The 21293-nt window shown below is 60.3% G+C and carries 21 protein-coding genes; 4 read left to right on the forward strand and 17 right to left on the reverse strand.

Features of this window, described 5'->3' with window-relative positions:
• The 16 genes from EAY64_RS13205 to rpoE form a co-directional block, all read right to left on the reverse strand.
• On the reverse strand, positions 1 to 1586 hold a 1586-nt coding region (locus EAY64_RS13205; protein WP_147456224.1), incomplete at its 3' end, for a methyl-accepting chemotaxis protein.
• Positions 1587 to 1824: 238 nt separating this feature from the next.
• A complete protein-coding gene (gene nagZ / locus EAY64_RS13210) occupies positions 1825 to 2907 on the reverse strand; it encodes a beta-N-acetylhexosaminidase (RefSeq protein WP_199734446.1) in 1083 nt (360 codons plus the stop codon).
• 71 nt (positions 2908 to 2978) lie between these two features.
• A complete protein-coding gene (gene acpS, locus EAY64_RS13215) occupies positions 2979 to 3359 on the reverse strand; it encodes a holo-ACP synthase (protein WP_103525220.1) in 381 nt (126 codons plus the stop codon).
• 24 nt (positions 3360 to 3383) lie between these two features.
• Complete coding sequence (gene pdxJ, locus EAY64_RS13220) at positions 3384 to 4112, reverse strand: pyridoxine 5'-phosphate synthase (RefSeq protein ID WP_103525221.1); 729 nt, start codon at positions 4110 to 4112, stop codon at positions 3384 to 3386.
• A gap of 23 nt (positions 4113 to 4135) precedes the next feature.
• Positions 4136 to 4864, reverse strand: a complete 729-nt coding sequence (gene recO / locus EAY64_RS13225; protein WP_103525222.1) for a DNA repair protein RecO — start codon at positions 4862 to 4864, stop codon at positions 4136 to 4138.
• Positions 4861 to 5196, reverse strand: coding sequence for an antibiotic biosynthesis monooxygenase family protein (locus tag EAY64_RS13230; protein WP_103525223.1), 336 nt, complete (start codon positions 5194 to 5196; stop codon positions 4861 to 4863). Before EAY64_RS13230 ends, recO begins: the two co-directional genes overlap by 4 nt.
• Positions 5196 to 6086, reverse strand: coding sequence for a GTPase Era (gene era, locus EAY64_RS13235; protein WP_103525224.1), 891 nt, complete (start codon positions 6084 to 6086; stop codon positions 5196 to 5198). The genes EAY64_RS13230 and era overlap by 1 nt, the downstream gene beginning before the upstream one ends.
• Entirely contained in the window at positions 6083 to 6793 is a 711-nt protein-coding gene (gene rnc / locus EAY64_RS13240) for a ribonuclease III (protein ID WP_103525225.1), read from the reverse strand. Before rnc ends, era begins: the two co-directional genes overlap by 4 nt.
• Before the next feature lie 5 nt (positions 6794 to 6798).
• Positions 6799 to 7155, reverse strand: coding sequence for a DUF4845 domain-containing protein (locus EAY64_RS13245; protein ID WP_103525226.1), 357 nt, complete (start codon positions 7153 to 7155; stop codon positions 6799 to 6801).
• Positions 7156 to 7181: 26 nt separating this feature from the next.
• Complete coding sequence (gene lepB / locus EAY64_RS13250) at positions 7182 to 8144, reverse strand: signal peptidase I (RefSeq protein WP_103525227.1); 963 nt, start codon at positions 8142 to 8144, stop codon at positions 7182 to 7184.
• Positions 8145 to 9938, reverse strand: a complete 1794-nt coding sequence (gene lepA, locus EAY64_RS13255) for a translation elongation factor 4 (RefSeq protein ID WP_103525228.1) — start codon at positions 9936 to 9938, stop codon at positions 8145 to 8147.
• Between the two features lie 65 nt (positions 9939 to 10003).
• The gene (locus tag EAY64_RS13260) at positions 10004 to 10243 is read right to left on the reverse strand and encodes a glutaredoxin family protein (protein ID WP_103525229.1); all 240 of its coding nucleotides are present in this window, start codon (positions 10241 to 10243) and stop codon (positions 10004 to 10006) included.
• Positions 10240 to 11655 carry a DegQ family serine endoprotease gene (locus tag EAY64_RS13265; RefSeq protein ID WP_103525230.1) on the reverse strand — a complete coding sequence of 472 codons (1416 nt, stop codon included), beginning with the start codon at positions 11653 to 11655 and terminating at the stop codon, positions 10240 to 10242. The genes EAY64_RS13260 and EAY64_RS13265 overlap by 4 nt, the downstream gene beginning before the upstream one ends.
• 96 nt (positions 11656 to 11751) lie before the next feature.
• Positions 11752 to 12708, reverse strand: a complete 957-nt coding sequence (locus tag EAY64_RS13270) for a MucB/RseB C-terminal domain-containing protein (RefSeq protein WP_103525231.1) — start codon at positions 12706 to 12708, stop codon at positions 11752 to 11754.
• Entirely contained in the window at positions 12708 to 13181 is a 474-nt protein-coding gene (locus EAY64_RS13275; protein ID WP_103525232.1) for a sigma-E factor negative regulatory protein, read from the reverse strand. Before EAY64_RS13275 ends, EAY64_RS13270 begins: the two co-directional genes overlap by 1 nt.
• A 3-nt stretch (positions 13182 to 13184) precedes the next feature.
• A complete protein-coding gene (gene rpoE, locus EAY64_RS13280) occupies positions 13185 to 13784 on the reverse strand; it encodes an RNA polymerase sigma factor RpoE (RefSeq protein ID WP_059287003.1) in 600 nt (199 codons plus the stop codon).
• A 242-nt stretch (positions 13785 to 14026) separates the two neighbouring features.
• Here rpoE and prpB point away from each other — a divergent pair, with 242 nt between their 5' ends.
• The 4 genes from prpB to prpF all read left to right on the forward strand — a co-directional run bounded on the left by prpB (position 14027) and on the right by prpF (position 20202).
• Positions 14027 to 14908, forward strand: coding sequence for a methylisocitrate lyase (prpB, locus tag EAY64_RS13285; protein ID WP_103525233.1), 882 nt, complete (start codon positions 14027 to 14029; stop codon positions 14906 to 14908).
• A gap of 119 nt (positions 14909 to 15027) precedes the next feature.
• On the forward strand, positions 15028 to 16176 hold the full coding sequence (gene prpC / locus EAY64_RS13290) for a bifunctional 2-methylcitrate synthase/citrate synthase (protein WP_103525234.1): 1149 nt from the start codon (positions 15028 to 15030) through the stop codon (positions 16174 to 16176).
• A gap of 69 nt (positions 16177 to 16245) precedes the next feature.
• Complete coding sequence (gene acnD / locus EAY64_RS13295; RefSeq protein ID WP_103525235.1) at positions 16246 to 18849, forward strand: Fe/S-dependent 2-methylisocitrate dehydratase AcnD; 2604 nt, start codon at positions 16246 to 16248, stop codon at positions 18847 to 18849.
• Positions 18850 to 19008: 159 nt separating this feature from the next.
• Positions 19009 to 20202: a 2-methylaconitate cis-trans isomerase PrpF gene (gene prpF / locus EAY64_RS13300; RefSeq protein WP_103525236.1), complete on the forward strand. Its 1194-nt coding sequence runs from the start codon at positions 19009 to 19011 to the stop codon at positions 20200 to 20202.
• A 72-nt stretch (positions 20203 to 20274) separates the two neighbouring features.
• On the opposite strand, the gene asd is transcribed toward prpF, so the two are convergent.
• Entirely contained in the window at positions 20275 to 21120 is an 846-nt protein-coding gene (gene asd, locus EAY64_RS13305; protein WP_103525237.1) for an archaetidylserine decarboxylase, read from the reverse strand.
• Positions 21121 to 21293 lie beyond the last annotated feature (173 nt).

Consider the following 21293-nt stretch of genomic DNA (forward strand, 5'->3'; position numbering starts at 1 on the left):
TTCAGTGCCAGCAGATTGGTCTGATCGGCAATATCCCGGATCACCTTGACGATGCCATTGATCTCGATGGAGTGCTTGTCCAGCCCGGCTACTTTTTCCACCACATGACCGGAAGAGGTGGCGATGGACTGCATCTCCTGCTGCATGCTGTGCACGGCATCCCGGCCATGACTGGTCGCCAGCAATGCTTGCCCCCCCTCCTGCTCGGCCAGACCAGCGTCGGCAGCAATCTGTCGGATGCTTACCGCTATGCCTTGCACCGCACCGGCCATCGATGCAGCAGACACACTTTGCTGGTGATACAGACTGGCAGCCTCTTCCACCGAATCATCCAGCTTGCGCACCGTACTTTCGATATGATCAGCAGCACTGCGGGCCTCGTGAATCAGTTGGCACAAGCCATCAGCCGCCTGATTGAAATGCAGGCCAAGCCGCTCAATTTCATTGGCCGAATGGTGCCGCGATGGCGCGGGCAGGCGTGCGCTCAGGTCACCACTGCCAAAGCGGTCAAACACCTTTACCACCTCAGCAAGCGGCTGCAGCAGGCGTCGCAACACCAGATAGAGCAGTGCCAGCAAGGCCAGCCCCAGCAGCGCGCACAGCGCCATCAGTTGCAAGCGCAGCTGGCTGCTGGCATGGGTGAATTCGCTCTGGAAGCTGCCACTAACCACGACCCAGTCCCATCCCGGCACCCGCGCATAGGCCTGCAGCATGATGTCCTCCCGCCCGCCGAGGGCCGGGTTGGCCTGGGGATAGCGCAAAATGCCAGCCGGCGAACCCAGCGCCTGCTGCAAGGCCTGCAGCGCCGGCCCGCTCAGCACATCGCCAGCCAAGCGGTTTTCGAATTGCGGATGCACGACAAAACGCGCCAACCCCTCCTTGGCAGGAGCCAGAACCGAGACAAAACCACTATCCCCCACCTTTACTGACTTGAGTAAATGCTTGAGGGTATCGATTTCCATCACCAGGTCGACACGCACCTGGAACCAGCCGGCCACCGTCCGGGCAGGCGTATACAGCGGCTGCGCACGGGTCAGGTAGTAATGCTGGTTGCGCATCACCATTCCGACATAGGCATGGCCAGCGTGGATGCGGTCACGCACCGGATCCCCCGCTGCCACCTCGCTGCCCAGCATGCTGTTACCGGCGGCATCCTTGAGCAGTGTGCTGGCCCGCACATAGTGGTTGTCCGCAGTCCGCACCACGATGGCAGCCTCGGCGCCAGTCAGATTCTTCAGTTGCAACAAGGGCTGGAGATTACCGCTAAGTACCATGTCACCAGCCTTCACCACCGGCACACCATGCCTGCTACCCAGATCCTGCAGCTGCTCGCTGACGGTTATGCTTCCCGGCAACTGACGCTGAAACAGCGCCAGCAATCCATCCGAACGATTGCTCGCTGCGAGGTAAGCTTGTTGCAGACTGCCTTGCACCAGGGTGAGTTGAGTCGCCAGATTCTGCTCCGCCTCTTGCTCCGCATTACGGCTCACGCTGTAGCTGGCCACAATGGTTAGCGTGGCAAAGACCAGCAGACAAAGCAGGCCGGCCAGCAGGATGACTTGCTGCACAATGGGACGGTGGCGCATGGAACGACCTTATAAGCTGGCTGATTATCTTCATGCTAGATGATGAAGACCTCCACGTCATGCAAAGCGGATGAAATCTCCAGAATGGACACGCCATTAAAATTTATTAAGTAAAACAGAAATAATCACCAGCATAAAAAAACCGCTAGTAGCCAGGAGCTACAAGCGGTTTTTACAAATGGCCTATCGATGACAGCCCGGCTCTGCCGGCCAGCCTGACTGGCTAGTCACTGCAGGGCTAGCTGGCCTCACCCACGGCAGGGCCCTGCAAGACATTCTGCGGCATGCCCAGCGCCATCACCCGCTGCTGACGCGCAGCAAAATCCGGGCTGCGTATCACCTGCTGCCAACTGTCGACCTCACCAGCGCCTGCCATGCGCTGCAGACGTTCCGCCAGTCTCGGCTGCGCTGGCAACTGCAAGCCGGCCAGCACTTCATCAGCACGTGCCGGCTGATTGCACACCAGCACCATATCGCAGCCGGCTGCCAGTGCTGCTGCTGCCCGCTCGACAAAGCTGCCGGCACCGGCCGCGCCTTCCATGCCCAGATCATCAGAGAAGATGACCCCATCAAAACCCAGCTGGCCGCGCAGGATGTCCTGCAGCCACACTGGGGAAAAACCGGCCGGGCGGCTATCCACCGCCGGATACACCACATGCGCCGGCATCACCGAACCCATGCCAGCCGCAGCCAGGCGGGCAAACGGAAGCAAGTCGTCGGCTTCCAGCTCGCTCAATGTGCGGTCGTCTTGTGGCATGACAAAGTGGCTGTCGCCGGCGACAAAACCGTGACCAGGGAAATGCTTGCCGCAGGTGGACATGCCACCTTGCTGCAAACCACGCTGCAGGGCCAGAGCCAGTTCGCTGACAATCTGCGGGTCGCGATGGAAGGCCCGGTTGCCGATGACGGCGCAGCGCCCCCAGTCCAGATCCAGCACCGGGGTGAAGGACAGGTCAATGCCACAGGCGCGCAATTCCGCCGCCAGCACCACGCCCACATCCTCGGCGGCGGCACGCGCGGCCGCCTCATCCTGCTGCCACAGCTCACCCAGCACACTCATCGGTGGCAAACGGGTGAAACCCTCCAGAAAGCGCTGCACGCGTCCACCTTCGTGATCCACCGCAATCAACAGTGCGGGGTTACGCAGGCTGCGGATCTCGGCAGTCAGTGCCTTGAGCTGTTCGATATTCTGGAAATTGCGGCGAAACAGGATAACCCCACCGACCAGGGGATGGGACAGACGCGTGCGTTCTGCTTCGCTCAGGCTGAAGCCGGCCACATCCACCATGACCGGACCACGTTGCAGCGACAAGGCTTGCATGGCTGATACTCCAAACAGTGCGAGGGCCGGGCGGCCCTCAGGATTGATTCTCTGGCAAGGATAGACCGGGACTAATCCCGCTCCAATACCACAAAGGCCAGGGCGTGTTCACGCTCGTCGCTAATGGAAACATGGCTGCGCACCACGCCGCGCTGCGACAGGAAGTGCTGCAGCTCCGGGCCGAATACCAGCATGGGTTTGCCCTGTGCATCGTGGCTGACCGCAATGGCAGTGAGCAATACCGGCTGCACCACTCCGGTGCCCACTGCCTTGGACAGCGCTTCCTTGACGGCAAAGCGCTTGGCGAGAAAACGTGCCTGGTCGGCCGCTGCCAGAAAGGCTGGCATTTCCGCCTCGGCCAGAATGCGCCGGCCTGCCTTGTCGCCCCAGCGTTGCAGCAGGCCCTGCATGCGGGCGATTTCCACCATATCGGTGCCGATGCCGTAGATCATGGTTCTAGCCTTGCCCACCGGCCATCAGGCCTGCCGCGCTTCCATCATCAGCGCCTTCATGTCGCGCACGGCGCGGTCCAGGCCGACAAATACCGCCTGACCGATGATGGCATGGCCAATATTCAGCTCGGCAATCTGCGCAATGGCAGCAATCGGCTTGACGTTGTGATAGTTCAGCCCGTGGCCGGCATTCACCACCATGCCCAGCTCGGCTGCAAACGCTGCCGCGCCGCGAATGCGTGCCAGCTCGGCCTCGCGCTCGGCTGCATGTACCGCATCGGCATAAGCGCCGGTGTGCAGTTCGATCACGCGGGCACCAGCCTCATACGCCTTGCTGATCTGGGCCCGATCCGGGTCGATGAAGATGGACACGCGGATGCCAGCCTGCTGCAGGGTTTCGGTGTAATGACACACATCAGCATAGTGGCCCAGCACATCCAGACCGCCTTCGGTGGTAACTTCTTCACGTTTTTCCGGTACCAGACAGACGTCTTCCGGAGCCACCGCCAGGGCATTGGCCAGCATTTCCGGCGTCATGGCCATTTCCAGATTCATGCGGGTCTTGATGACCTGGCGCATGGCCACCACGTCGGCATCCTGAATGTGGCGACGGTCTTCACGCAGATGCAGGGTAATCAGGTCGGCGCCGGCAGTTTCGGCCACCAGTGCCGCCTCGATCGGGCTGGGGTAGCGGGTGCCACGCGCCTGGCGCAGGGTGGCGACATGATCGATATTCACACCAAGCAAAATCATCTTCAGCTCCTGTTGCGCAGGCCTCAGTCGGCAATGGCGTTGATGGCCTGCAAGAGTTCACGCGAGGCCAATGGCTCCTCGCCCAGCAAATCGGTAAGCAGCAAACGCAGCAGGCTGCGGGCCGCACGGCGGGTGCTGGCGGCGGCATAGTCATCCGCCTCGATGGCCAGCAATTCGGCACCGGGCAAGCATACCGACGGCCCGGCCGCCTCGCCGCTGGCCCGTTCCGGCAGGGCACCGCCCCGGCACAGGTAGTCGGCCGCAGGGTCGATCAGTTCGCCGTGCAGGTCACAGGCGAAACTGCCGGCATAACCCAGCGCCTGCAGCAGGCGCAATTCGTAGCGGCGCAGCACGCTGGACAGGGAATGCGTCTGTGCCAGTGCACGCACCGCCTGATCATAAATGGTGAAGGCTCGCGGCTCGGCATCGTCACGGGCCGTCAGCTTCAGCATCAGTTCATTGAGATAAAAGCCGCAGACCAAGCGGATACCAGACAACTGTGGCACGCCGCCATTCCATTCTGCCGTGTGCAGGGTGCGCACTTCGCCCTTGCCAAACCAGGACAGGGTAAGCGGCTGAAATGGCAGCAGTACGCCGCGCACATCCGCCCGGGGCCGGCGTGCACCGCGCGCCACCAGGGTAAAACGGCCATGCTGCGGCGTGAACACTTCCACCAGCAGGCTGGTTTCACGATAGGGCTGGGTGTGCAGCAGGTAGCCGGGCTGGCGGTCTACCCTGCCCTGCTGGCTCATGCGTCCCGGCCCTGTCCGCTGGCATGGGCACGCTCGACCCGCGCCACTTTCAGCAAGAAGTCGCGATACCACACCTCGCGCCCCAGTTTTTGCGCGACCAGATGCTCGGCATGCTGGCGCCAGGCGGCAATGGCTTCCACGCTGTCCCAGTAGGAAACGGTAATGCCAAAGCCGGCACTGTCACGCGCGCTTTCCGCACCCAGATAACCGGGCTGGACTTCCGCCAGACGCAACATGCGTTCGGCCATGTCGGCGTAGCCCTGGTCGGCAGCGCTGCGTTGCGAGGAAAAGATCACCGCCCAGTAAGGCGGAGAAGGCAGCTTGAGCGGCATCAGTTCAGGCCGAATTCCCGCAGGAAGCGTACGTCGTCAGCCCAGCCGGATTTGACCTTGACCCAGACTTGCAGGAAGACCTTGCCATCGAACAGCTTTTCCATGTCCAGGCGCGCTTCGGTGGAAATCTTCTTCAGCTTCTCACCACCCTTGCCGATGACGATGGGTTTCTGGTTGTCCTTGTCCACCAGAATGGCGATGTGAATGCGACGCAGCGCGCCATCCATTTCGAACATCTCCACTTCCACATTCATTTCATACGGCAGCTCTTCGCCCAGATAGCGGAACAGCTTTTCGCGGACGATTTCGGCAGACAGGAAGCGCTCGCTCTTGTCGGTCACCATGTCGTCCGGATACAGCGGCATGGATTCCGGCAGATGCGGTCGTACCTTGTCCAGCAGCTCGGACAGACGCTGACCGTGCTTGGCACTGACCACTTCGCAGTCGGCAAACTGGAATTCGGCGCGGACGCCATCGATGAATTCCTGCAGCAGGAACTTGTCCTTGACCTTGTCCAGCTTGTTGATCACCAGGATGACCGGCGTGTGCTTGGGCAATAGCGCCATCACTTCGCGGTCGGCCGCGCTGCAGCGCATGGCTTCCAGGATGAACAGCACACAGTCGACGCTACCCAGCGAGTCTTTCACGCTCTTATTCAGCGTCTCGTTGAGTGCGCCCTTGTGGAAGGTCTGGAAGCCCGGGGTATCGACAAAAATGAACTGGGCGTTGTCTTCGGTATGAATGCCGTTGACGCGATGGCGCGTGGTCTGCGCCTTTTTCGAGGTAATGCTGACTTTCTGGCCGATGAGATGGTTCATCAGCGTCGATTTGCCCACATTGGGGCGGCCGACGATGGCAACAAAGCCACAATGATATGCGTGTTCGGTCATGGGTGTTTCTTGCCTGTGGCCAGTTTTTGTTCAAGAAGCAGCAGTGCGGCTTCGGCGGCCTGCTGTTCGGCGGCGCGGCGACTGCCGCCCTCACCGCTGGATTCGATCATCAATTCGCCCAGATCGCACACTACCTTGAACCATTGTTCGTGGGCTTCGCCGCTCTGGGTCTGGATACGGTATTTGGGCAAGGGCCATTTGCGCGCCTGCAGGGCTTCCTGCAAGCGGGTCTTGGCATCCTTGGCATGCTTGGTGGGGTCGATGGCCGCCACGCGGCCTGCGTACAGGCGGCGGACCACCTGCTCGGCACGCTGGAAATCCGCATCGAAACTGACAGCGGCAAAGGTAGCCTCCAGCGCATCAGCCAGAATCGATGGCCGGTTGAAGCCGCCACTTTTCAGCTCGCCCTCACCCAGGTACAGATACTCACCCAGCTTGAGCTCGTGGGCGATTTCGGCCAGGGTATTCTGGTTGACCAGGTTGGCACGCAAGCGTGACAGCTCGCCTTCACTCAGGCGCGGAAACTGGTCGAACAGCATGCGCGCCACGGTGTAATTGAGGATGCTGTCGCCAATGAATTCGAAACGCTCGTTATTGGAGGCGGCAAAGCTGCGATGTGTCAGCGCCTGGCGCAGCAGATCGGGCTTCTGGAATGCATAATCCAGCGCCTGTGACAGGCGCCGGAATCGGGTTTCAACTTGGTTCACTGTAGTTACTGGGGTGTCTGTCCGGCCTGGGTATCGAAATCGAAAGCCAGGCTGACATTGGCAAACAGCGGAACTTCGCGGCGATAGGCTGCGCGCACGAACACGCTGTTGGCGGTGGTGATGATGGTGAGGTTTTCCGGCTTGATCGACGAAATGTCCCCGACCATGGCGTGGTTCATGAATTCACGACGCAGTTCGGTTTCGCCCTTGCCGGTTTCCCCGGCCATGGCGGTGACTGCCTTGCGAACCTCGGCATACTCGTTGTACACCGGCAGCACCTTGCCGGCCAGCAGGAAGCCGGCACCGAGAATGAGCATGATGAACAACACCGAAATGACTGACAAACCTCGCTGACGCTGCATGAAACTCCCCCTGCCGGAAAACGGTGTCAATGAATGGCCTTGCCGATACGGGACAGCGAACTGAAGTTCATCCAGATCAGGAAGGCCTTGCCTACCATCAGACGATCTTCCACAAAGCCCCAGTAACGACCATCCAGGCTGTTGTCGCGATTGTCGCCCAGCATGAAGTAATGGCCGGCCGGCACCTTGCACACAAAGCCGTTGTCGTCGTACTGACACTGGTCGCGCCCGGCAAAATCCGCCACCTGACCGAGTGCCACGACCGGCGCGTCCGGAATATTCAGCACCTGGTAGGACTTGCCATCCATCACTTCCTTGAACTGGTCATTGTGAATCATGGCCATGCCCTGCTCAAGATACTCGTAAGTGCCGTCTTTTTCATCCGGCACCGGCTTGCCATTGATGGTGAGGCGCTTGTTGCGGTATTCCACCACATCGCCAGCCACGCCGATGACCCGTTTGATGTAATTCACCTTGGGATTGGGCGGATAGTTGAACACCACCACATCGCCACGGCTTACCTTGCCCACCGGCACCAGCACATTATTCAGCACCGGCACGCGGATGCCATAGGCAAACTTGTTGACCAGGATGAAGTCACCCACCACCAGACCGGGGCGCATCGAGCTGCTGGGGATCTGGAAGGGTTCTACCAGGAAAGAGCGCAGCAGGAACACCACCAGGATGACCGGGAAGAAACCACGGGAGTATTCGACAAAGTGTCCGGGCTCACCGGCACGCTTCTTGGCCAGCAACCATTTGTCCAGGCCCCATACCACGCCGGTAATCAGCACAAACACCAGCATCACCGCAGTGAAGCTCATGTAATTGGACAGCAGGCCGAAACCACCGATGACCAGGGCCAGATAGCCCCACTGCACCGACACCGGCCAGTCTTTGGCACCGGCTTCGCGCTGCCCGCCAAAAGCCACCAGCAAGCCGCCAACAATGACGGCCACGGTAAACACCCAGAACAGGTTTTCGCCCACTTATTTTTCCCCTACTTGAAGAATGGCCAGGAAAGCCTCTTGCGGGATTTCCACGTTACCTACCTGCTTCATGCGCTTCTTGCCGGCTTTTTGTTTTTCCAGCAGCTTTTTCTTACGGGTGATGTCGCCGCCGTAGCACTTGGCCAGTACGTTCTTGCGCAAGGCCTTTACCGTTTCACGGGCAATGATATGCCCGCCAATGGCCGCCTGCACAGCGATATCAAACATCTGGCGCGGGATCAGTTCGCGCATTTTCGACACCAGTTCTCGGCCACGATACACGCTGGAAGCACGGTGCACGATCAGGCTCAACGCATCCACCTTCTCGCTGTTGACCAGCACATCCAGCTTCACCAGATCGGCACACTGGAATTCCTTGAACTCGTAGTCGAGCGAAGCGTAGCCACGGCTGGTGGACTTGAGACGGTCAAAGAAGTCCATCACCACTTCATTCATCGGCATATCGTAAGTGAGCATCACCTGCCGGCCCAGATACTGCATATTGCGCTGCACACCGCGTTTCAGGGTACACAGGGTGATGACCGCGCCGACATAGTCTTGCGGCACCAGGATATGGGCGGTGATGATGGGCTCGCGGATTTCTTCCACCTTGCCAGGGTCCGGCAGGCGCGACGGGTTGTCGACATGAATCACGCTGCCGTCTTTCAACACCAGCTCATACACCACGGTCGGTGCCGTGGTGATCAGGTCCATGTCGAATTCGCGCTCCAGCCGTTCCTGCACGATTTCCAGATGCAGCAGGCCCAGGAAGCCGCAACGGAAGCCAAAGCCCAGCGCCTGCGATACCTCGGGCTCGTACTTGAGCGAGGCATCGTTCAGCTGCAGTTTTTCCAGCGCATCGCGCAGGGCTTCGTAATCGTGGCTTTCCACCGGATACAGGCCGGCAAATACCTGCGACTGCACTTCCTTGAAGCCCGGCAGCGCCTCGGTGGCCGGCGTTTTCATCAGAGTGATGGTGTCACCCACCTTGGCCGATTTCAGCTCCTTGATACCGGCAATGATGAAACCTACTTCACCAGCATTCAGCACATCGCGCTGTACCGACTTGGGCGAGAACACGCCAACCTGCTCCACCAGATGCTCGGCACCGGTGGCCATGAACTTGATCTTGTCCTTGGGACGAACCTGGCCATCCTTGACCCGCACCAGCATCACCACGCCGACGTAGTTGTCGAACCAGGAGTCGATGATCAGGGCTTTGAGCGGGCCATCCGGATTGCCTTCCGGCGGCGGAATCTTGCTGACCACCACTTCGAGGATGTCCTGAATGCCGATACCGGACTTGGCCGAGGCACGCACGGCATCAATGGCTTCGATGCCGATGATGTCTTCGATTTCCTGGCTGACACGTTCGGGTTCTGCCGCCGGCAGGTCGATCTTGTTCAGCACCGGCACCACCTCCACCCCCAGGTCGATGGCGGTATAGCAGTTGGCTACGGTTTGCGCTTCCACACCTTGCGAGGCATCCACCACCAGCAATGCGCCTTCGCAGGCGGACAGCGAGCGGGAAACCTCGTAAGAGAAGTCGACGTGCCCCGGGGTGTCGATCAGGTTCAGGTTGTACACCTGGCCATCACGTGCCTTGTATTGCAAGGCCGCCGTCTGGGCCTTGATGGTGATGCCGCGCTCTTTCTCGATATCCATCGAGTCGAGCACCTGGGCACTCATTTCGCGCAGTTCGAGGCCACCGCAAAACTGGATGAAGCGGTCGGCCAGGGTCGATTTGCCATGGTCGATATGGGCAATGATCGAGAAATTTCTGATATGTTTCATCGGTATCCAGCAAAAAGATAAGGGCACGCTGGCGTGCCCTCTAACAACTCACACTGGCGCGGATTTTAGCCGATTTCGCCCAAATGTGCAGCCAAAGCAGGAATATCCAGATGCCAGTGACAAATCTGGTGTTCTCCGTCCATCAATACTGGCACCAGTTCATTGAATCTGGCCTCAAGAATCGGGTCGGCATCCACGTCCACCACCTCCAGCGCAAAACCATGCCTGGCCTGCCATGGCTGCAGCTCGGCCAGCATCTGGTGGCACAGGCTGCAGTACTCACGGAAATACAAGGTCAGCTTCATTCTTCCCCACCAATGGTCAATGGAATAAACAGCGTCATGCCCTGGCGCAGCACCTGCAGGGCCAGCGTACTGCCCTTGGGCGCGCCGGTAACCGCTGCCTTGAACTGGCCGAAGCTGCTGATGGCCTCACCGCCCAGCCCCACGATCACATCCCCGGCCTGCACACCGGCTCGGGCAGCCAACCCGCTGGCTCGCCGTACTTGCAGGCCATACTTGATGCCTGCCTTGGCCAGCTGCTGCGGCGTCAATTCAGCCAGCGCCAGCCCCAGCTGCTTCATGTTCTGCGCATCCGGCGTGGCTTGCGGTGCACGATACTCGCGCTGAGCCGTGCGGGCGTCTTCATTTTTCAGTTCTTCCGGCACCACGCTCAGCTTGAGGCTGGCGCGATTGCGCCACACTTCCAGCGCTACCGGCTGGCCCGGGCGGATGGCTCCGATCAGCCGTGGCAGATCGGAAGACGAAGCAACGGCCTGGCCAGCCACCGACAGGATGATATCACCGGCGCGCAATCCAGCCTTGTCTGCCGGGCTCTTTTTCTCCACCTCATTCACCAGCGCACCAGCGGGCTTGCTCAAGCCGAAAGAGGCGGCCAGATCCTTGCTCAACTCCTGGATAGCCACGCCGATGCGGCCACGACTCACCTTGCCGGTGGCCTTGAGCTGATCGGCCACATTCATCGCCACGTCGATGGGAATCGAGAAGGAAATACCCATGAAGCCGCCAGAGCGGCTGTAAATCTGCGAATTGATGCCGATCACTTCGCCCTTCATATTGAACAGCGGCCCGCCGGAATTACCGGGATTGACCGCAGCATCGGTCTGCAGAAAGGGGACGAAATTCTCATCCGGCAGCAGGCGGTTCTTGGCTGATACGATGCCGGAGGTCACGGTATTCTCGAAACCGAAGGGCGAACCAATGGCCAGCACCCACTCACCCACGCGCACATCGGCCATATTGCCCAGCCGCGCCACCGGCAGGTCCTTGGCCTCGATCTTGAGCAGGGCCACATCGGTGCGGGCATCAGAGCCAATCACCTTGGCCTTGAATTCGCGCTTGTCGGTCAGGGTGACGGTAATTTCATCCGCACGCGCCACCACATGGGCATTGGTCAGCAGATAGCCATCGGCAGAAATGATGAAACCCGAACCGAGTGAGCGCTCCTGCCGCTCTTGTTGCTGCTGCGGCGCAAAGCGGCGGAAGAATTCGAAAAAGGGATCACCCTCCATGCCTTCCGGCAGGCTGCTGACATTCTGTTTGATGGTCGATGTGGTACTGACATTGACCACCGCCTTGCCCTCGCTCTCCACAATACGGGCAAAGTCGGGCAAATCGGCAGCAAGCACGACAGCAGGTTCAATAGTGAAGGCAGATGCCGCCAGCATGGCAGCAACGATCAGCTTTTTGATCGACATGGTCGCTCCATCTTGATGTGGTTTGCACAGAACAACAGGAAAGGGAATCAAAATGGCCTGCCCTCGCCACCAGGCGGAAAGGCAGGCCGTGCACCATCATGGCTTGAGTGCGATCTTGAGATTGCGAATCATCGCCAGCATGGTGGGTTCCGGCAGGTCACCTACCAGCGTGACCAGGTAGTCACCCTGCTCGGCAGTTGCCATATTGACGGCACCGTGCAGATTGACCGCACGCTCCGGACGACCATCAGCCTGCGGTTCGATAAACAGCGACAACATGACCAGCCCGTCGCTGAATACCATATGCCGCACGGTACGCTCAGCCTGACCCGGCAATGTGCGCTGCACGGCACGCAACAGCTTGAAGCCGCTGGGCATGCCACTGACCTCGGACGGCGCATCAGCATCAAGCGTCATGGCCGGCGCACTGGCGCTGCGCAATACATAGTTCTGCTTGTATTGCGGCCGGAAAGCGCCCTTGTCTTTCGGCCCCTGCAATTCGATTTCGGTAAAGGTGAACTGCTCCACCACCTCGCCGGCCGCATTCTGGGTAATCACTTTCAAGGGCAGGAAACTGGCCGGTTCCACACACATGCGCAGCATGTAGCGCTTGCTGTCTTTCGGCTTGAGCTCCAGCCAGTTGCAATCACGCTGCGCCACGCGATCCTTGCCTGAGCGCTTTATCGAATAAGACTGGGCGATATTGCCGATATCGTCAGGCAGCAAGGCCGGAAACAGCCGCATGGCACTGACTTTGGCAGCGGATAGCGATTTGGCATCCGGCGCATAACAGGTCAGTTCCAGCCCCTTGCGGATGATTTCACGCGACGGACCATCCAGCGAGGTGCGCTTTTCCTGGATGTTGTCGCCAGAACCGCTACGCACGATGCGAAAGGTTTCCAGCGAACTGTTCATCTGATGCAGGTAGGTACCGTTCAGTGGCTGCTGCCTTGCGGCGGCAGCCACTTTTTTTACCACCAGCCAGTCATCATCCGCATGGGCAAGCACCGCCACGCCCATCAAACAGACCCCGGACAGCTGTGTCAGACGCATCAGTGGCGAACTCCATTTCCGTAGGAAACCTTGTATACGCTCTGATCCGCCGTCATCTCCTGATGCGCAGCCAGATACAGATCGTCATGCTGCTGTACCGGCTGCAAGGCAGCAACCGGCACGCCGCGATCTGCCATCACCGAAGCCCCATTGCCATGGGACAACTGCTGCCAGCCAACCACAGCGGCAAAGCTGACACTGGCAGCCAGCGCCACGGCACCGGCCCGGCGCGTACGCACCGGGGCAAACCAGCGGCGCGGAGCCAGTACGGTAGGTTCGTTAGCCAGGCGTTCGGCCACTTGCTGACGCACATTCACCGCCACATGGCTGTTTGCGCGCATCGCATCACCAATCAGGTGATAGGCGTCCCAGACCTGCTTCAGTTCCTCTTCATCAGCGATGGCATTGATGGCCCTCTGTGCGTGCTGCCCGTCCAGCTCGCCGTCCATCAGCGCGGATAATTTTTCTTTCATAAGCTACCACCTTCTGTTTTTGGCCGTATCCAGCAGTGGCCGCAATTCGGCAGCAATCGCCTCGCGTGCACGGAAAATCCGTGAGCGCACGGTGCCGATCGGACAGTTCATCACCTGTGCAATCTCTTCGTAGGATAGTCCGTCCATTTCACGCAGTGAAATGGCCGTTCTGAGTTCCTCCGGCAAGGCTTGCACGGCAGCATTGACTGTCGTCACGATTTCCTTGTTCATCAGCTCGGTTTCGGGCGTATTCATGTCGGGAACTTGCGACGCCAGGTCGAAGCTCTCGCCATCCTCGTCCTCAAACTCACTGTTCACCACCGGACGTCGCCCGGCTGAACTGAGGAAATTCTTGGCAGTATTGATGCCGATTCGGTACAGCCATGTGTAAAACGCGCTCTCGCCGCGGAATGACGGCAAAGCGCGATACGCTTTGATAAATGCCTCTTGCGTCACATCTTCGATGTCCGAGCCGTCGCGAATGAAGCGTGACAAAAGTCTAGCCAGACGACGCTGATATTTTGCAACAAGCAGGTCGAAAGCTCTTTTTTCACCTCGCTGGGCACGCTCCACCAACTGTTGATCGATATCACGATCACTCATGTCGTTGTAATGCTCCCTGAATTGTCCACTGGTTTAGTTGTATGGGCGTCTGTGTGGACACAACACTAGACCGTGGCTCGTGCAATGAGTTCCCCCGAGCTTGCTGCTGCGAAACATACCAGAGCCTGCGCAAAACATGAACCACCTTCACCTGCCCCGCTGTCGATAGAGCATTTGCACTCCAACCAAGCACTTGCTAGAATGCTCTGCAATGTCACCCGCATCCAACTAAGGACCCCGCCATGAGCACACCCGGTCAACGCTTTCGCCTCGCTGTAGAACAGGAAAAACCGCTGCAAGTCGTGGGCGCCGTCAACGCCTATGCCGCACGTCTGGCCGAACACTCCGGTTTCAAGTCCCTGTATCTGTCGGGTGGCGGCGTGGCTGCCTGCTCCTGCGGCATTCCGGACCTGGGCATCACCACCCTGGAAGACGTGCTGATTGATGTGCGTCGCATTACCGATGTGACCGAACTGCCGCTGCTGGTGGACATCGATACCGGCTGGGGTGGTGCTTTCAATATCGCCCGCGCCATCAAGAGCCTGGAAAAAGCCGGCGCTGCTGCCGTACATATCGAAGATCAGGTACAGCAAAAGCGCTGTGGCCATCGCCCCAACAAGGCCATCGTCAGCCAGGAAGAAATGGTCGACCGCGTCAAGGCGGCAACCGATGCGCGCAAGGATGACAGCTTCGTCATCATGGCCCGTACCGATGCACTGGCGGTGGAAGGACTGGATTCGGCCATTGCCCGCGCCGTGGCTTGCGTGGAAGCCGGTGCCGACATGATCTTCCCGGAAGCCATGACCGATCTGGCCATGTACAAGCAATTCGCCGAAGCCGTTGGCGTGCCGGTGCTGGCCAACATTACCGAGTTTGGCTCCACCCCGCTGTTCACCACTCAGGAACTGGGTGAAAACGGTGTATCGCTGGTGCTGTATCCGCTATCCGCCTTCCGCGCCATGAGCCAGGCCGCCCTGAATGTCTACGGCGCACTGCGCCGCGATGGCACGCAGAAAAACGTGCTGGACACCATGCAGACCCGTATGGACCTGTACGAGCACCTGGGTTACCACAGCTACGAGCAAAAGCTGGATGGGCTGTTTGCCGAAGGCAAAAACAAGTAATTGCCCGCAGCAACAAAAACAGACACGCAGCAACCGCCAGTGCACGGTCCGCACCAACCGGACCGCACCGGTCGCAATAACAACAGCAAGACGAGAAACTTCATCTTAGGAGAAATGGCATGACTGAAGTGGTTCTGACTGGCAAGCCGAAGAAATCGGTCGCTCTGTCCGGCGTTGCCGCCGGCAATACCGCCCTGTGCACGGTTGGCCGTACCGGCAACGATCTGAGCTATCGCGGCTATGACATTCTGGATATTGCCGACCAGTGCGAATTCGAAGAAGTTGCCTTTCTGCTGGTACACGGCAAGCTGCCTAACAAGGCCGAACTGGCCGGCTACAAGCAAAAGCTGAAAGCCCTGCGCGGCCTGCCGCAAGTGGTGAAGAGCGTGCTGGAAGCCCTGCCCGCCTCCGCCCACCCGATGGACGTGATGCGCAGCGGCGTATCCGCCCTGGGTTGCACCCTGCCGGAAAAGGACGACCACAATATCGCAGGTGCGCGTGACATCGCCGACCGCCTGATGGCTTCCTTCGGCTCCATGCTGCTGTACTGGTACCACTTCAGCCACAACGGCAAGCGCATCGACGTGGAAACCGATGACGATTCCATCGGTGGCCATTTCCTGCACCTGCTGCATGGTGAAAAGCCGTCCGAGCTGTGGGTGAAGGCGATGCATACCTCGCTGATCCTGTATGCCGAGCACGAATTCAACGCCTCCACCTTTACCAGCCGCGTGATTGCCGGTACCGGTTCGGACATGTATTCCAGCATCACCGGCGCCATTGGCGCGCTGCGCGGCCCCAAGCACGGCGGTGCCAACGAAGTGGCGTTTGAAATCCAGAAGCGTTACGACAATCCGGATGAAGCCGAGGCCGATATCAAGGCCCGCGTGGAACGCAAGGAAGTAGTGATCGGCTTTGGCCACCCGGTGTACACCATCTCCGACCCGCGCAACAAGGTGATCAAGGAAGTAGCGCGCAACCTGTCTGCCGCTGCTGGCGACAGCAAGATGTTCGACATTGCCGAGCGTCTGGAAAGCGTGATGTGGGACATCAAGAAGATGTTCCCCAACCTGGACTGGTTCTCCGCCGTGTCCTACCACATGATGGGCGTGCCCACTGCCATGTTCACCCCGCTGTTCGTGATTGCCCGTACCAGCGGCTGGAGCGCACACGTGATCGAGCAACGTATTGACGGCAAGATCATCCGCCCGTCGGCCAATTACACCGGCCCGGACGATCAGGCCTTCGTGCCGCTGGCACAGCGCTGATGGTCAGGGGAGCTAAGCCGCAAGGATAGCTCCCCGCTTTGCTTCCACCCTGAGAGTTTTAGCGACGCCATGAACAAAAACTACCGCACCCATTTGCCCGGCAGCCAGCTGGACTACTACGACACCCGCGCCGCCGTTGACGCCATTGCGCCCGGCGCCTATGCCACCCTGCCCTATACCTCGCGCGTATTGGCCGAGCAACTGGTGCGCCGCTGCGACGCCGATCTGCTGACCGATGCGCTCAAGCAGCTGATCGAACGCAAGCGTGATCTGGACTTCCCCTGGTATCCGGCGCGCGTGGTGTGCCACGACATCCTGGGCCAGACCGCGCTGGTCGATCTGGCCGGCTTGCGCGACGCCATCGCCGACAAGGGGGGCGACCCCTCGCTGGTAAACCCGGTAGTGCCGACGCAGTTGATCGTCGACCACTCGCTGGCAGTGGAGTGCGGTGGTTTCGACCCGCAAGCCTTCGAAAAAAACCGCGCCATTGAAGACCGCCGCAATGAAGACCGTTTCCACTTCATCGAGTGGACCAAGACCGCCTTCAAGAATGTGGATGTGATTCCGGCCGGCAACGGCATCATGCACCAGATCAACCTGGAAAAAATGTCACCAGTGATTCAGGTGCGTGACGGCGTGGCCTTCCCCGACACCTGTGTCGGCACCGACAGCCACACCCCGCACGTGGATGCGCTGGGTGTGATCGCCATCGGCGTGGGCGGCCTGGAAGCGGAAACCGTGATGCTGGGCCATCCGTCCATGATGCGCCTGCCGGACATCGTGGGCGTCAAGCTCACCGGCCAGCGCCAACCCGGCATTACCGCCACCGACATCGTGCTGGCCCTCACCGAGTTCCTGCGCAAGGAACGCGTGGTGGGCGCTTATGTGGAATTCTTTGGTGATGGCGCTGCCAGCCTGTCGATTGGCGACCGTGCCACCATCTCCAATATGTGCCCGGAATATGGCGCCACCGCCGCCATGTTCTATATCGACCAGCAAACCATCGACTACCTCAAGCTGACCGGCCGCGAAGCCGAGCAAGTAGCGCTGGTGGAAAACTACGCCAAGGTCAGCGGCCTGTGGGCCGACAGCCTGGCCACTGCGCAATACGAGCGCGTGCTGGAGTTCGACCTGTCCAGCGTGGTGCGCAATATGGCGGGCCCTTCCAACCCGCACAAGCGTCTGCCCACCTCGGCGTTGGCCGAGCGCGGCATTGCCGTAGATCTGGCCAAGGCCCAGGCAGAAGAAGCCGAAGGCCTGCTGCCGGATGGCGCGGTCATCATTGCCGCCATCACCAGCTGCACCAACACCAGCAATCCGCGCAATGTAGTAGCCGCCGCCCTGCTGGCCAAGCGTGCCAATGAATTGGGCCTGGTGCGCAAGCCGTGGGTGAAATCGTCGTTCGCCCCTGGCTCCAAAGTCGCCAAGCTGTATCTGGAAGAAGCCGGCCTGCTGCCAGAGCTGGAAAAGCTCGGCTTTGGCATCGTCGCCTATGCCTGCACCACCTGTAACGGCATGTCCGGCGCACTGGACCCGAAAATCCAGCAGGAAATCATTGAGCGCGACCTGTACACCGCTGCGGTGCTGTCCGGCAACCGTAACTTCGATGGCCGCATCCACCCCTATGCCAAGCAGGCTTTCCTCGCCTCACCGCCGCTGGTGGTGGCCTACGCCATTGCCGGCACCGTGCGCTTCGACATCGAAAAAGACGTACTGGGCGTGGTGGATGGCAAGGAAATCCGCCTGCAGGACCTGTGGCCGTCCGATGCCGAGATTGATGAAATCGTTGCCCGCTGTGTGAAGCCGGAACAGTTCAAGCAGATCTACATCCCGATGTTCGATCTGGGCAGCTTCGAGGCAGCCAAGAGCCCACTGTACGACTGGCGTCCGATGTCCACCTATATCCGCCGCCCACCCTATTGGGAAGGTGCATTGGCCGGAGAGCGCACGCTCAAGGGCATGCTGCCGCTGGCGGTATTGCCGGACAACATCACCACCGACCACCTGTCACCGTCCAACGCCATTCTGGCTAGCTCGGCTGCCGGTGAATACCTGGCCAAGATGGGCTTGCCGGAAGAGGACTTCAACTCCTACGCCACCCACCGTGGCGACCACCTGACCGCCCAGCGCGCCACCTTCGCCAACCCGCAGCTGCTGAACGAAATGGCCGTGGTGGATGGCGCGGTAAAGAAGGGTTCACTGGCGCGGATCGAGCCGGAGGGCAAAGTCACCCGCATGTGGGAAGCCATCGAAACCTATATGGCCCGCAAGCAGCCGCTGATCATTGTTGCCGGTGCCGACTACGGCCAGGGCAGCTCGCGTGACTGGGCGGCCAAGGGCGTGCGGCTGGCCGGGGTGGAAGCCATTGCTGCCGAAGGCTTCGAGCGCATTCACCGTACCAATCTGGTGGGCATGGGCGTGCTGCCGCTGGAATTCCAGCCCGGCACCACCCGCAAGACACTGGCGATTGACGGCACCGAAAGCTACGACGTAGAGGGCGAAATCTCGCCGCGCTGCACGCTGACGCTGGTGATTCATCGTCGCAATGGCGAAACCGTGCGCGTTCCGATGCTGTGCCGCCTGGATACCGCCGCCGAAGTGCGGGTGTATCAGGCTGGCGGTGTGCTGCAGCGCTTTGCCCAGGACTTCATCGAGTCCACCCAGACTGTTTGAGTTTTCACCCCCCGGTCCGGCGGTGTGTCCCCGCTGTCGGGCCGGATCAGGGTGACCCCGTCACTCAGCGCAGCGGTCAGCCGGCAAGGCTGGCCGCTGGCTTAACTTTCATCACCCGGCGCGGCCCTGCTCCCCGACGCGCCGGCAAGGAGACTTTGCATGGCCCATGCTCCGCAAATCCGCATCCCTGCCACCTATATCCGTGGCGGCACCAGCAAAGGGGTGTTCTTCCGTCTGCAAGACCTGCCCGCCGCTGCCCAGCAGCCCGGCCCGGTGCGTGACGCCATCCTGATGCGGGTGATCGGCAGCCCCGACCCCTACGGCAAGCAGATTGACGGCATGGGTGGCGCTACCTCCAGCACCAGCAAGACGGTGATCCTGGCCAAGAGCAGTCGCCCCGATCACGATGTGGACTACCTGTTTGGCCAGGTGGCCATCGACAAGGCCTTTGTCGACTGGAGCGGCAACTGCGGCAACCTGTCCGCGGCTGTCGGCTCGTTTGCCATCATGAGCGGACTGGTCGATGCCAGCCGCGTCCCGGCCAACGGCGTGGCCACCGTGCGCATCTGGCAGGCCAATATCAGCAAAACCATCATCGCCCATGTGCCCATCACCAATGGCGAAGTGCAGGAAACCGGCGACTTTGAACTGGACGGCGTCACCTTCCCGGCGGCCGAAGTGCAGCTGGAGTTTCTCGACCCGGCCGACGAGGGCGAAGGCGATGGCGGCGGTGCCATGTTCCCCACTGGCAATGTGGTGGACACGCTGGATGTACCGGGCGTGGGCAGTTTCCAGGCCACCATGATCAATGCCGGCATCCCCACCATTTTCCTGAACGCGGCCGAACTGGGCTACAACGGCAGCGAACTGCAAGACGCTATCAATAGTGATACGGCTGCGCTGGCGCGCTTTGAAACCATCCGCGCTCACGGGGCCATCCGCATGGGCCTGATCAAGGACATTGCCGAAGCCGCCACCCGCCAGCACACGCCCAAGATTGCCTTTGTCGCCCCGCCGGAGGGCTATACCGCCTCCAGCGGCAAGCAGATCAACACCAGCGACATCGACCTGCGCGTGCGCGCCATGTCCATGGGCAAGCTGCACCACGCCATGATGGGCACTGCGGCAGTCGCCATCGGCACCGCCGCCGCCATTCCCGGCACGCTGGTGAACCTGGCCGCTGGTGGTGGCGAACGCCAGTCGGTGCGCTTTGGCCACCCTTCCGGCACGCTGCGCGTGGGCGCCGAGGCCAGGCTGGTAGATGGCCAGTGGCAGGTGAGCAAGGCCATCATGAGCCGCAGTGCCCGCGTACTGATGGAAGGCTGGGTACGTATACCGGGTGATGTGCTGTAACACTGCGCCGCCGGCACCATGAAAAAACCGCCTGTCCAGGCGGTTTTTCTATTACAGCACTCAGGCACTGGCTCAGATGTCGGCCATGACCTCGCCCAGCCGCACCGGGCTGGCCGGCTGCCACTGCGGGTTGAACTGCAAGCCCGTGCTCTGCGGGAACAACAACACCACGGTGGAACCGAGCTGGAAGCGGCCCATTTCCTCACCCTTGCGGATGACAATCTGCTGATCCTGATAATCCCAGCGCTGCACACGCCCCGGGCGCGGCGGGTTGACCACGCCATGCCATACCGTAGCCATGCTGCCGACAATGGTGGCCCCCACCAGCGTCAGCACAAAGCGGCCATGCGGGCCTTCGAACTCGCACACCACGCGCTCATTACGCGCAAACAGCCCCGGCACACCACGTGCCGTGGCCGGATTCACCGAAAACAGCGCGCCCGGCACATAAGTCATACTCAGCAGGCGGCCATCGCAAGGCATGTGGATGCGGTGGTAATCACGCGGACTCAGATAGATGGTGGCAAAGTAACCATTTTGATAATGCGCCGCCATGGCGGCATCCCCACCCACCAGCGCGGTGGTGGAGTAATCATGCCCCTTGGCCTGGAAAATCTGTTGCTGCCGGATGGGGCCGAACTGGCTGATCGCGCCATCCACCGGGCAAATCAGGGCACTGGCCGCCAGCGGGCGGGCACCAGCACGCAAGGGACGGGTAAAAAACTGGTTGAAGCTGGGATAGCTGGCGATATCGGCGTTGGCCGCCTCGGCCATGTTGACCTGATAACGGCCGACAAACCAGCGGATCACCGCTGTGGTCAGGCCACCGGCTTCGGCACTGGCCAGCTTGCCAGCCAGAATGGTCAAAGCCTGCTTGGGCAGGAGATATTGCAGCCATACGGCGAATCGTTCGGACACTGTTTCAACTCTGAATGCGGACAGCCGGACATTATAAGCGCTCCGGCCCGCGAATGCGAAAAGCTTGCACGCGCCCTGGCTCTGCCCCGCCTACCGTTATCCCTGGCGATTGATACAGGCGCTGACTAGAATAAAGCAGCATCAGTACTGGTTCGAACAACCCACAGCAAGGA

The organism is Aquitalea palustris (assembly GCF_003693445.1).
In the GTDB taxonomy this organism is placed as follows: Bacteria; Pseudomonadota; Gammaproteobacteria; order Burkholderiales; family Chromobacteriaceae; genus Aquitalea; species Aquitalea palustris.